The sequence below is a fragment of the Bradyrhizobium sp. CCBAU 51745 genome, assembly GCF_028128715.1.
Taxonomy (GTDB): Bacteria; Pseudomonadota; Alphaproteobacteria; order Rhizobiales; family Xanthobacteraceae; genus Bradyrhizobium; species Bradyrhizobium manausense.
In genome coordinates, this window is the sequence record NZ_LBJP01000008.1 from 335,835 (window position 1) to 348,631 (window position 12,797).

General features: G+C 64.2%; 10 protein-coding genes. 6 read left to right on the forward strand and 4 right to left on the reverse strand.

Annotated features, from left to right (window positions below; all coding sequences use genetic code 11):
* Positions 1 to 331 precede the first annotated feature (331 nt).
* From XH98_RS12400 to XH98_RS12415, 4 genes are read left to right on the forward strand one after another with little or no spacing between them, the layout of a single operon-like run.
* On the forward strand, positions 332 to 1,348 hold the full coding sequence (locus tag XH98_RS12400; RefSeq protein WP_271598760.1) for an amino acid ABC transporter substrate-binding protein: 1,017 nt from the start codon (positions 332 to 334) through the stop codon (positions 1,346 to 1,348).
* Positions 1,349 to 1,371: 23 nt separating this feature from the next.
* A complete protein-coding gene (locus XH98_RS12405) occupies positions 1,372 to 2,577 on the forward strand; it encodes an amino acid ABC transporter permease (RefSeq protein WP_271598761.1) in 1,206 nt (401 codons plus the stop codon).
* On the forward strand, positions 2,574 to 4,094 hold the full coding sequence (locus XH98_RS12410) for an amino acid ABC transporter permease (RefSeq protein ID WP_271618743.1): 1,521 nt from the start codon (positions 2,574 to 2,576) through the stop codon (positions 4,092 to 4,094). The genes XH98_RS12405 and XH98_RS12410 overlap by 4 nt, the downstream gene beginning before the upstream one ends.
* Positions 4,095 to 4,105: 11 nt before the next feature.
* Positions 4,106 to 4,843, forward strand: a complete 738-nt coding sequence (locus tag XH98_RS12415; RefSeq protein WP_271598763.1) for an amino acid ABC transporter ATP-binding protein — start codon at positions 4,106 to 4,108, stop codon at positions 4,841 to 4,843.
* A 28-nt stretch (positions 4,844 to 4,871) separates the two neighbouring features.
* On the opposite strand, the gene XH98_RS12420 is transcribed toward XH98_RS12415, so the two are convergent.
* The 4 genes from XH98_RS12420 to XH98_RS12435 form a co-directional block, all read right to left on the reverse strand.
* On the reverse strand, positions 4,872 to 5,906 hold the full coding sequence (locus XH98_RS12420) for a cysteine synthase A (RefSeq protein ID WP_271618744.1): 1,035 nt from the start codon (positions 5,904 to 5,906) through the stop codon (positions 4,872 to 4,874).
* Between the two features lie 97 nt (positions 5,907 to 6,003).
* Positions 6,004 to 7,233: an SAM-dependent methyltransferase gene (locus XH98_RS12425; RefSeq protein ID WP_271618745.1), complete on the reverse strand. Its 1,230-nt coding sequence runs from the start codon at positions 7,231 to 7,233 to the stop codon at positions 6,004 to 6,006.
* 99 nt (positions 7,234 to 7,332) lie between these two features.
* Positions 7,333 to 8,163, reverse strand: a complete 831-nt coding sequence (locus tag XH98_RS12430; RefSeq protein WP_271598765.1) for a DUF1365 domain-containing protein — start codon at positions 8,161 to 8,163, stop codon at positions 7,333 to 7,335.
* 4 nt (positions 8,164 to 8,167) lie between these two features.
* Entirely contained in the window at positions 8,168 to 9,481 is a 1,314-nt protein-coding gene (locus XH98_RS12435) for an NAD(P)/FAD-dependent oxidoreductase (protein WP_271598766.1), read from the reverse strand.
* Positions 9,482 to 9,976: 495 nt separating this feature from the next.
* Here XH98_RS12435 and XH98_RS12440 point away from each other — a divergent pair, with 495 nt between their 5' ends.
* Positions 9,977 to 11,389, forward strand: coding sequence for an efflux transporter outer membrane subunit (locus XH98_RS12440; RefSeq protein WP_271598767.1), 1,413 nt, complete (start codon positions 9,977 to 9,979; stop codon positions 11,387 to 11,389).
* On the forward strand, positions 11,379 to 12,794 hold the full coding sequence (locus tag XH98_RS12445; protein WP_271598768.1) for an efflux RND transporter periplasmic adaptor subunit: 1,416 nt from the start codon (positions 11,379 to 11,381) through the stop codon (positions 12,792 to 12,794). The genes XH98_RS12440 and XH98_RS12445 overlap by 11 nt, the downstream gene beginning before the upstream one ends.
* Positions 12,795 to 12,797: the final 3 nt, after the last annotated feature.

Consider the following 12,797-nt stretch of genomic DNA (forward strand, 5'->3'; position numbering starts at 1 on the left):
CGCACGGCCGGGGCGGCCTCGGGGCCGCGATCGTTAATAACAGAACACAGAAGAGTCCCGTCAACCCCTTGACCCGGCTCGCCAGTCGTTCTGTGATGCGCAGGTGCTATTCAGTCGCCGCATGTTGAGGGGCCTGCCGCGACCTTCGATCCATCGTCTGACCGGACCTTGCGCCACAGCCACAGCGGCGGGCGCCAGCGGCGAGGATTAAGGTATGGCTCCCTGGGATGGGCGGGTGTTCGGCAAGGTTTTCCAGCATGACTCTTGCAAGGCGCGTCCTTGCAGGGATTCCGTTCCCGACCTTGAGATGACTTTGAAAGGCTTGAAGCCCATGAAACGTGTAACCCTGGCTCTCTCTCTTGCTCTCGCCGCCGGCCTCTCAGCCCAAGCTGCTGACGCGCAAACGCTCAAGACCATCAAGGATCGGGGCATGTTGTCCTGCGGCGTCAGCCAGGGCCTGCCCGGCTTCTCCTCGCCCGACGACAAGGGCAACTGGACCGGCATTGACGTCGACGTTTGCCGCGCGATCGCCGCCGCGGTCTTCAATGATCCGACCAAGGTCAAGTTCGTGTCGCTGTCTGCCAAGGACCGCTTCACGGCGCTCCAATCCGGCGAGATCGACGTGCTGTCGCGCAACACCACCTGGACGATATCGCGCGACACCTCGCTTGGCGCCAATTTCACCGGCGTGACTTATTATGACGGGCAGGGCTTCATGGTGAAGAAGTCGCTCAAGGTGAATTCAGCCCTGGAGCTCAACAGCGCCTCCGTCTGCGTCCAGACCGGCACCACCACCGAGCTGAACCTCGCCGACTACTTCAAGGCCAACAACATGAAGTATGAGGTGATCGCGTTCGGCACGATCGACGAGACCGTCAAGGCCTACGAGTCGGGGCGCTGCGACGTCTTCACCGACGATTCGTCCGGACTCTATGCCACCCGCCTGAAGCTGACGAATCCTGCCGATCACGTTGTGCTGCCCGAGATCATTTCCAAGGAGCCGCTGGGTCCGATGGTGCGTCACGGCGATGATCAGTGGTTCGACATCGTGAAATGGACGCTGTTTGCGATGGTCACGGCCGAGGAGCTCGGCATCACCCAGAAGAACGTCGACGAGATGGTGAAGTCCGACAAGCCGGAGCTGAAGCGGGTGCTCGGCACCGACGGCAATCTCGGCGAACAGCTTGGCCTTACCAAGGATTGGGTGATCCGGATCGTCAAGGCGGTCGGCAATTATGGAGAGTCGTTCGATCGCAACGTCGGCGCCGGCTCGCCGCTCAAGATCGCCCGCGGCGTCAACGCCCTCTGGTCCAAGGGCGGCCTGCAATACGCGCCGCCGATCCGCTGATCGGCAAAGCGAAGGCTGCGCCGATGGGCGTCGAGGCCCGGAAACCGCCACCGCAGATCGCGCTGAAGCTCCGGCGCGCGCTTGGTGGCAAGGCAGGCTGGAACGGCGTCGCCGTCCAGCTTGTCTTTGGCGCGATCCTGGCATGGATGGCCTATGAGATCATATCCAATGCCCGCACCAACCTGGAAACCCAGCACATTGCCGCGGGCTTCGGGTTCCTGCAAAACAGCGCCAGCTTCGACGTCAATCAGACCCTGATTTCCTATTCGGCGTCAGATACCTATTTCCGCGTGTTCCTGGTCGGCGTGCTGAACACGCTGCTGGTCTCGGTGGTCGGCATCTTCTTTGCGACCGTGATCGGTTTCGTCGTGGCGCTCTGCCGTCTGTCGCCGAACTGGCTGGTGTCGCGCGTCGGCGGCCTCTATGTCGAGGCGATCCGAAACCTGCCGCTGCTGTTCCAGATCCTGTTCTGGTATCTCGCCGTGCTCGCGGCGCTGCCGTCGCCGCGGCAAAGCGTGTCGGTCCTCGGCGCCTTCTTTCTCAACAATCGTGGTGTGATCGTGCCGTCGGCGCTGGGGCAGCCTGGCCTCGTTCCTTTCCTTGCCGCGCTGGCGCTCGGCCTTGTCGCGTCGCTGGCGTTGCGCAGCTACGCGAAGAGGGCGCTGTTCGGTCAGGGCCGCGTGATCCGGATCTGGCCATACGTACTGATTTTGCTTGTCGGATTGCCGCTCGCGACGATCCTTGCCTTCGGTCCTCCCGTCACGTTCGAATTTCCACAGCTGAAGGGATTCAACTTTGCCGGCGGGGCGCGGGTCATTCCGGAATTCGTCGCGCTGACAGTGGGGCTGTCGACCTATACCGCGGCCTTCATCGCCGAGATCGTGCGTGCAGGAATCCTCTCGGTCCACAAGGGGCAGATGGAGGCGGGCTCCTCGCTGGGCCTTAGCCGAGGCGCGACCTTGCGGCTGATCGTGGTGCCGCAAGCCATGCGCGTGATCGTGCCGCCGCTCACCAACCAGTACCTCAACCTGACCAAGAACTCGTCGCTTGCGGTCGCGATCGGTTATCCCGATCTCGTTTCGGTGTTCGCCGGCACGGCATTGAGCCAGACCGGACAGGCGATCGAGATCATCGCCATGACGATGGGCGTGTATCTGCTCACCTCGCTCGTCACCAGCGCCATCATGAGCGTCTATGGCTGGCGCATCAGCCGGAGCCTGGGTGCATGACCGATATCGTGGCGTCGTCCTATGTCCGACAGGACCTGGTTGCCGAGCGCCCGGCGCCGGTGAAGACCACCGGCTTTGCCGGCTTCGTCCGCACGCGCCTGTTGAACTCGCCGACCAATATCCTGCTGACCATCCTGGGCCTGTTGCTGATCTGGTACATCGTTGTTCCAAGCTTCAAGTTCTTGCTGGTCGATGCGGTCTGGAGCGGCAAGGACCGCACGGCCTGCCTTGCCGAGAATGTCGGTCATCCGGTCGGCGCCTGCTGGCCCTTTATCCAGGCCAAGTCCACGCAGCTTATCTACGGCTTCTATCCCGAGGCCGAACGCTGGCGGGTCACCCTGACCTTCGCGCTCGGCGCTGTGCTGCTTCTGCCGCTGCTGATTCCGCGGCTGCCGGCCAAGAGCGTGAATGCCGGACTGTTCTTCTTTGCGTTTCCCGCCGTTGCTTTCTTTCTGCTGCATGGCGGCGGCATCGCCGGCTTCGGCGTGAGCTGGGTTGCAGGCCTGCTGCAATTGTTCGCCGACAGCATCAGCGGAGCCGGTGCGGTTGTGGTCGGCCTGAGCAAGACCTCGGCCGTCGGCCCGCTGCTGTGGGCGATCGGCAGCGTCATCGCGCTGATCGGCACGTTGCTGCATTGGGTGATCTTTCCACTGACCTGGCTACGCGACCAGATGCAGGCGGCAGGACAGGGGCCCTGGCTCGACTTCCTGGTCACGGCCGTGGTCGTCTCGGTGATCCTGTTCGTGCTCGGTGGCGGCGCGCGGGCCGGATTGCGGCCGTTGATCACAAGCCTCGCCACCTTCGCCGGAATTGCCGCGGTGATCAAGCTGATGGGGCTCGATCACGGCGGCTTGCCGATCGTCGATACGCGGCTGTGGGGCGGGCTGCTGGTGACACTGGTGATCGCCATTACCGGCATCGTGGCGTCCTTGCCGATCGGCGTCGCGCTCGCGCTCGGCCGGCGCTCGACCATTCCCCTGATCCGGATCTTCTCGATCACCTATATCGAGTTCTGGCGCGGGGTGCCGCTGATCACGGTGCTGTTCTTCGCGACCTACATGCTGCCCTTATTCCTGCCGGGCAACTTCACCGTCGACGGGCTGGTGCGCGCGCTGATCGGCGTTTCCCTGTTCACAGGCGCCTATCAGGCCGAGAACCTGCGCGGCGGTCTGGCAGCGGTGCCGCGCGGGCAGGGCGAGGCGGCCTCCGCGCTCGGCCTGTCCTGGTGGAAGACCACATCGCTGATCGTGCTGCCGCAGGCGCTGCGCCACGTCATTCCCGCCATCGTCAACAGCTTCATCTCGCTGTTCAAGGACACCTCGCTGGTGTCGATCGTCGCGCTGTTCGATCTGCTCGGCTCGCTGCGCGCCTCATTCGCCGATCCGGTCTGGACCACGCCATCGACCGCGTTCACCGGCTTTGCCTTCGTCGGCATCATCTACTTCATCTTCTGCTTTGGAATGTCGCGCTACTCGCTCTTCGTCGAGCACCGCCTCAACGCCCACCGCCGCAATTGATCGAGGCCACCATGTCCGACCCCATCGTCAAGATTTCCGGCCTGAACAAATGGTACGGCGAGTTTCACGTGCTCCGCGACATCGATCTCGACGTCAGCAAGGGCGAGCGCATCGTCATCTGCGGCCCCTCGGGCTCGGGCAAGTCGACCTTGATCCGCTGCATCAACGCGCTCGAGGAGTTCCAGGAGGGCGAGATCGTCGTCGACGGCATCGAGCTCGGGCCGAACCTCAAGCATGTCGACGCGGTGCGCCGCGAGGTCGGCATGGTGTTCCAGAGCTTTAACCTGTTTCCGCATCTCACCGTGCTCGACAATTGCACGCTGGCGCCGATCTGGGTCCGCAACATTCCCAAGAAGGATGCCGAAGCCACCGCGATGAAGTTCCTGGAGCGGGTCAAGATCCCGCACCAGGCCAACAAGTTTCCCGGCCAGATGTCCGGCGGCCAGCAGCAGCGCGTCGCCATCGCGCGCGCGCTGACCATGAACCCGAAGGTGATGCTGTTCGACGAGCCGACCTCGGCGCTCGATCCCGAAATGGTCAAGGAGGTGCTCGACACCATGGTCGACCTCGCCGAGGAAGGGATGACCATGCTGGTCGTCACCCACGAGATGGGCTTTGCCAAGGAAGTCGCCAACCGCGTGGTGTTCATGGACGCCGGCCAGATCATCGAGGCCAACACGCCGAACGAATTCTTCGCCGCGCCCCAACACGCCCGCACCAAGCTGTTCCTGAGCCAGATCCTGCGCTGAGCTAGGCAGCTGGAGCCGACCGATCGAGCTAGACGAACGGCAGCTTGATGTTGCTGCGCTTCTCCAGCCATTCCGGCACGGGCAGGTTCTTGGCCCGCATGAAGTCGGCATTGAACAGCTTCGACTGATAGCGGCTGCCGGAATCGCAGAGAATGGTGACGATGGTCTTGCCTGGTCCGAGCTGCTTGGCGAGCCGCATCGCGCCGACAATATTGATGCCGGTTGAGCCGCCGAGGCATAGGCCTTCGTGCTGCAGCAGCTCGTAGATCACACTCACAGCTTCCGCATCCGGAATGAGAAAGGCGTCATCGACCCTGGCGCTCTCGACGATCGCGGTTTTGCGGCCGAGCCCGATGCCTTCCGTGATGGAGTCGCCGGGCGTCGCCTTGGCTTCGCCGGTCCTGAAATATTCGAACATGCCGGCGCCGTGCGGATCGGCGCAGGCAATCCGGATGTCCTTGTTCTTTTCTTTCAGAAAACGGCTGACGCCGGCGAGCGTGCCGCCGCTGCCGACCGAACAGACGAAGCCGTCGATCTTGCCGCCGGTCTGCGCCCAGATCTCGGGACCGGTCGAGTCGTAATGCGCCTTGGCATTGTCGAGGTTGTTCCACTGGTCGGCGAACAGCACGCCGTTCGGCTCGGTCTTGCGCAGCTCGTCGGCAAGACGGCGGCCGACATGCTGGTAATTGTTCGGATTGGAATAGGGCAGCGCCGGCGATTCCAGCAGCTCGGCACCGCACAGCTTCAGAAAATCCTTCTTCTCCTGGCTCTGCGTCTCCGGGATCACGATCAGCGTACGATAGCCGCGCGCGCTCGCGACCACCGCGAGCCCAATGCCGGTGTTGCCGGCGGTTGCTTCCACCACGAGGCCGCTCGGCTTCAGCTCGCCGCGCTTCTCAGCCTCCAGGATCATCCATTTGCCGGCGCGGTCCTTGACCGACTGGCCGGGATTCATGAACTCGGCCTTGCCGAGAATGGTGCAGCCGGTCAGTTCGGATGCGCGCTTGAGCTTGATCAGCGGGGTGTTGCCGATGGCTTCGACAACGTCGTTTTTGATGGTCATGTCAGGCAATTACCGGCTGGGGGCGAGAAAGTCGTCAGAGCCTAAAGTAGGGTCGCCAGCCATACAAGGACCCCTTGCAAGGCGAGGGCCTTAACTCTCATTGCTGCTTTGCGAAGATGACCTGCCGGACGTCGATATTGCCGGACAGGAATCCGGCCTCGCAATAGGCGAGATAATACTCCCACAGCCGCCGGAACCGGTCGTCGAAGCCGAGGGGAGCGAGAGCCGGCCATGCCGCGCGGAAATTATTCCGCCAGGTGGCGAGCGTCTTGGCATAATCTTGCCCGAAGATGCGCTCACGGATGACGGGTATGCTGAACCTGTCCCCGAGCGATTTCAGCACGGCAGGCGAGGGCAGCATGCCGCCTGGAAAAACGTAGCGCTGGATGAAATCGACCTCGCGTCGGTAGCCCTGGAAGAGCCGGTCCTGGATCGTGATGGCCTGGATGCCTGCCAATCCGCCCGGCAGCAGGCGGTCGCGCAGCTGGGCGAAATAGCGCGGCCAGAATTGCTCGCCGACCGCCTCGATCATCTCGATGGAGGCAATCCGGTCGTAGCGATCGCGCTCGTCGCGATAATCCTGCAACCGGATCTCGACTTGTTCGGCAAGCCCTGCTTCGTGGATGCGCTTCTGCGCAAAATCGCGCTGCTCGGTCGAGATGGTCAGGCCGACGACGCGCGCGCCAAAGGTCTTGGCGGCGAATTCGGCAAAGCCACCCCAGCCGCAGCCGATCTCGAGCAGCTTCTGGCCGGGCTTCAGGTCGAGTGCCTCGGCGAGGCGGCGGTATTTGTTGGTTTGGGCTGCCGTGAGATCGGTGGTCGAGCCTTCGAACAGCGCCGACGAATAGGTCATGCTCGGATCGAGCCAGGCCGAGTAGAACTCATTGCCGATGTCGTAATGGGCGTGGATGTTGCGCCTCGCCTGGCGGCGCGTGTTGCGGTTGAACCAGTGCTGCACCATCTGCACGAACCGCATCAGCGGTTTGTCGCGCAGCATGGCCTGGATCAGGTCATGGTTGACGCAGAACAGGTACAGAAACTGCGTGAGATCAGGCGTGTCCCAATCGCCGGCGAGATAGGCTTCGGCAATGCCGATGTCGCCGCCGTTGATCAGGCGCGATGCGAAGCCGTAATTGTGCAGCCGCATCGCGGCTTCAGGACCCGGCTCGTGTCCGCCGAGCCGGATCACACGGCCGTCGGGCAGAGTGACGTCGAGCGTGCCGCGTCGCAGCCGCGACCCGAAGGCCAGCGCAAGGCGAACGATGCGCGGCAGGTCGGCGAACACTGTCTCGACGTCATCAGGTGTTACCGAAATGGCATTCGACATCGGCAGATCCATGGTCCCGACGGATACTGTCCGACCGCGAGCCGAGTGCGCCCATCCCGCTCTGTTGCTTGACCCGAGCGCCCCGCAAACGGTCAGCGATCAAATAATATAGGGGTGCGATTTGCCCTGCGCCAAGATGGTTTCGTCGCTGCGCTGCCCTGCGGCATCGGGGTGTGGCACCAGCCGCGCTCCTTTCAGCCAGAGCCGCAGCGCCTCCCAGTGGATCGCCGCCATCACCTTGAGGCTGACGAGCGGCAGGCTGAAGAACGATCGCAACAGGGCAGGCGTGGTCAGAGCCCGGCGGCGACCGCTGAAGGTCGCCGCGAGCAGCGGGCCGTCGTGGTCGGTCTCCAGGATGCGCAGCTTGACCGTGTCGGACGGCGGCAGCACCCGGAAATGGTAGCGCATCGCCATCGGCACGAAGGGCGAGACGTAGAACAGCTTGTCCTGTTGCTGCCGCAGACCCGCGGCATTCAGCTCGCCGGCCCCGACAGGCAACACGTACGGATGAATCTCGCCAAAGGTGTTGCGCACCTCGTAGATCACCAGCACCAGCTCGCCGGCGGTGTTACGGCAAAAATAGACCGAGAGTGGATTGAAGCCGTAGCCGAGCAGGCGGGGATAGCACAACAACTCGACCCGGCCGCCGTGGAGGTCGATGCCTTCAGCGGCAGCGCAGCGCTCCGCATAGGCGCGTAGCGAGGAGCCGTCGCGCGGGCCGTGATCCTTCTCGTGAAAACTGTAGAGCGCGGCGCGATTGACGCCGAACAGCGCCGACTGCCTGTTAGCCTCATCCAGCCGGTCGAGATCGATCAGGAGGCTCATGACGCGGTAGCTGAAGCGATGGCCCGTCGGCTTCAGCCGCGCGTGCATAACGTCGCCGAAATAGAGCGCGGCGGCATCCGATGCCGGAAGGGCTGTCCTCGCCATCGCGCTACTCCGCCGCCTCCGCCAGCTCGACGGGGCCCGTGCGCCAGGGCGCAGTCACCCCCAGCGCTTCGGCAACCGAAAGGCCCGAGCGCAAGCCGTCCTCGTGAAAGCCGTAGCCGGTCCAGGCGCCGCAAAACCAGGTGTGCCGCGGGCCTTGGATCTCCGCCAGGCGCTTCTGGGCTGCAAAGGCCGCCGCATTGTACTGCGGATGCTCGCACAGATATTGACCGAAGGTGAGCTCGGGCGCGGGTTCGAAGGGCGGGTTGAGGCTGACGAACAACGGCTTGTCGGCGTCGATCCCTTGAAGCCGGTTCATCCAGTAGGTCACCGCGACGTCGTTCATCGCCGCTCCCTCGCGCTGCCAGCGCAGGAAATTCCAAGACGCCCAGGCGCGGCGCCGCTTCGGCATCAGCCTGACGTCGCGATGCAGATAGACCTTGTTCGGAGAATAGTTGATGGCGCCGAGGATGTCGCGCTCGCGCTTGTCTGCATCAGACAGCATCGCGAGCGCCTGGTCACTATGCGCTGCGATCACCACATGGTCGAAACTCTCGTGCCGGCCGTGGCTGTCACCGACCACGACGCCGTGCGACGTGCGCGCGATCGAGGTCACGGCGCAGCCGAGCCGGATGCGGTCCCTGAACGCGGCCTGGAGCCGCCCGACATAGGTCTGGCTGCCGCCCCTCACCGTGCGCCAGACCGGCCGGTCGTAGTGCAGCAGGCGATGATTGTCGAAGAAAGCGACGAAGTTCTCGGCCGGAAAGTCTAGTATGTCGTGCGCAGGAGCCGACCAGATCGCAGCGCCCATGGGGGCGAGATAGTCGGTCAGAAGTCGCTTGGAGAATCGCCGCTGGCGGAAATAGGCGCCGAGCGTCAGTCCGCTGAGGCGGCCGCTCCGAAGGTCGTCGATACTTTGGCGGCCGAACGCCGGGATCTCCGTCAGCATCCGCAGGTAGGACGGGGAGAGCAGATTGGCCGGTTGGGCAAACAGGCCGGCCCCGGTCGCCCACCAATCATTGCCACCGCCGCGCCATTCGAAACGGCCACCGTCGGCGGACACCGCAAAACTCATGCAGCTTGCGACCGTCGCAACGCCGAGATGGGCGAACATTGCGGTCAGATCGGGATAGTTGAGCTCGTTGTAGACGATGAAGCCGATATCCACGGTTACAGGCGTGCCCTGATAGTCGATGGTGACGGTGTGGCTGTGGCCGCCTGGACGCAGCTCGCGCTCATAGATCGTCACCGGGTAGCGCTGGGAAAGCGTCCAGGCCGCCGTGTTGCCGGCGATGCCCGTTCCGATGACCGCGATGCGCATGCGTCAATGTCCCTGCCTCGTGCTGGACAAGCTACGATGCGTTGCGGCGGGGGTTTCAGTGGAGAGCAGGCCCTTGGCTTTGCGTCTTCGGGGCCACTGTGGCTGCAATATCACATGAAATCTTTGTAAGCTTGATGTGTTTCCGGACCTTTCTGGAATCGAAAAAGCCGCTGCAAGACAGGGATCTTCTTCATTCCGACGATCGGATCGCGGGCGTGATCGGCTGTGCGTTTCGCGGGTGCGGGACTGTCCCGCAGTTCCGCGCCCGGCTAGTATGAATCTCCGGTTCCGCAGAAAGCATCACGTTGTGAACGAGTTACAGAATGGCCTCCGGCCGCCCGCCCGCCTATCGGCTCGTCCGGCCGCGCGGGAGCGGCATGACCTGCCCGTCGGGGGGTGGATGTGACACAGCGGGTTCCGGCCCTTGTCAGGCGGCAAGTCCTTGGGCAAGTCCTTGGGCAAGTCCTCGGGCAAGTCCTCGGGGCTGCCCCCCGAATGCTGCGTGCGGTCGCCGTGCTATTCCTGGCCTCGAGCTCGGGCGCCTGCGTGTTGACCCAGGACCTTCCCGATCCCGCGCTCGATGTCCCCACGCAGTACAAATATGCCGGGAAGGCGGACGCACCGCCCTCGTTGGATTGGTGGCGCGGCTTCCGCTCGGCCGAGCTGACGCAGCTGATGGAAGAGGCGCAGACCGTCAACCTCGATATCGCTGCCGCGGTCGCCCGCATCGTCGAGGCCGATGCGCAGGCGCGCCAGGCGGGCGCGGCGCTGTTGCCGAGCCTGTCGGGAACGGGACAAGAGACTTATTCGCGCACCTCCGGCTCCTCGGCTTCGGGGCTTACCAATGGCGGCCGTGAGGTCGTCAACTACCAGGCGTCGCTGAGCGCGAGCTATCAGCTCGACTTCTGGGGCCAGAACCGCGATGCGCTGCAAACGGCGGAGGAGACCGCCAAGGCCAACCGCTTCGATCGCGACACCGTCGCGCTGACGACGCTCGCCGCCGTTGCCAATGCTTATTTCCAGGTGCTGGCCTCACAGGACCGCCTGCGCACCGCCCAGCGCAACATCGCCAGCGCCCAGCGCATCCTCGATGCCATCCGCGAGCGCCGCAAGGCCGGGACGGGGACCGACCTCGACGTCGCCCAGCAGGAGAGTGTGCTCGCCAACCAGAAGGCGTTGGTGCCGCCCTTGCGCCAGACCCTCGACCAGAACGCCAATGCGCTTGCCGTGCTGGTGTCGCGCCCGCCGGAGAGCGTGCGCCTTGCTGGCGGATCGCTGGACCGGATCGCCATTCCGCGTGTCACGCCCGGGCTGCCGTCGGAACTGCTGACGCAGCGGCCTGATATCCGCCGGCAGGAGGCGCAGCTCGCCTCCGCCACCGCGAATATCGGCAACGCCCGCGCGCAGTTCTTCCCGAGCATCCAGCTCACCGGCAATGGCGGCTATCAGAGCTCGGCGCTGTTTTCGCTGTTCCAGCCGCACGCGGCGTTCTTCCAGCTGGTCGGCAGCGCGACCCAGCCGATCTTCGACGGCGGCAAGATCCTCGGCAATTTCGAATATGCCAAGGCGCGGCAGGACGAACTGCTGCAGACCTACCGCAAAACCATCGTCCAGGCCTTCACCGACGTCGACAACGCACTATTTTCAATCAAGCAGACCACGATCAAGCTGCAATTGCAGCGCGACGTGGTCAACGCCTCGCGGCGCGCCTTCGATCTCGCCGAGCAGCAGCTGCGCGCCGGCACGGCCGATATCGTGACCGTGCTCAACACCCAGCTGACGCTGTTCCAGGCCGAAGACACCCTGTCACAGGCGCAGCTCGCACGGCTTCTTGCCATCGTGAGCCTGTATCAGGCGCTCGGCGGCGGCTGGGAGCCGCGAATGGAGAAACCGGTCAATGCTCTTTAAGCCGGATACAAAGGACGGCGCGAAAGCGGGGATGGCGAAGAAGTCGCGCGGCCGCGGCTTTGTCATGACTCTGATCACGCTCGCGATCCTCGGCGGTCTCGGCTATCTCGGCTGGATCGCGTGGCATCAGAAGCCGGCAAATGACCGCAACGCTCGGCCCGATCTGCCGGTGCCTGTGCTGGCGGCGACGCCGCGCGTGCAGGACGTGCCGGTCTATCTCGACGGCGTCGGCGCCATCCGCGCGCTCAACACGGTCACCGTGCGCTCCCAGGTCGACGGCAAGCTGATTGCGGTGAAGTTCACCGAAGGCCAGGACGTCAAAAAGGGCGACGTGCTCGGCGAGATCGACCCCGCGCTCTACCAGGCGACCTATGACCAGGCCGTAGCCAAGAAGGCACAGGACGAGGCCCAGCTCGCCAACCAGCGCATCGACCTTGCGCGCTACGAGCAGTTAGCTGCCTCCAATGCCGGCTCCAAGCAGCAGGCCGACACCCAGCGCGCTGCGGTCGCGCAGACCGAGGCGTTGGTCAAGGCCGACCAGGCCGCAATCGACAATGCGGCGGCGACGCTGAGCTACACCAAGATCGTGGCGCCGCTGTCGGGCCGCGCCGGCCTGCGCCAGGTCGACCAGGGCAACATCATCCACGCCTCCGACACCACCGGCCTCGTCGTCATCACCCAATTGCAGCCGATCGCGGTGTGGTTCAGCCTGCCGCAGCAGCAAATCATGCGCGTCAATGCCGCTGCCGCGAAGGGCGCGCTGTCGGTCGACGTGTTCGGCAATGACGGCGTCACCGTGATCGACACCGGCAAGCTCACCGGCATCGACAACCAGGTCGACCAGACCACCGGCACGCTGAGGCTCAAGGCGGAATTCCCCAACGCCAATTACCAGCTCTGGCCCGGGCAGTTCGTCAATGTCCGCCTCAAGGTCGAAACGCTGAACCAGGCGCTGGTGGTGCCGACCTCGGCGGTGCAGCGCGGGCCGATCGGCACGTTCAGCTACGTCATCGGCGAGGACAACGTCGTGACGGCCAAGCCTGTCACGGTGACGCAGCAGAACGAGCGTGATGCGGTGATTGCGAGCGGCCTGACGCCGAACGATCGGGTCGTAACCACCGGTTTTGCCAATCTGTCCGACGGCTCCAAGGTCAGCGTCGGCCGCGACGAGCAGACGCCGTCGGCCGACCTCGCTCCGCGCAAGCGCACGCGCGCTCCGCAAGCCGACGGCAAGGGCGGTCAGGCGAAGGAGGGCCAGAAGGACGGACAAGGCAAGGACGGCGAATTCCGCGCCAAGCGGAACAGCAGCGAAGGCGACCAGAAGGGCCAGACGGGCCCAGCGCCGGGGCCGGGGGCTCAACCATCGGGGGCTCAATCATCCGGATCTGGAGCCAAGCAGCCATGATCC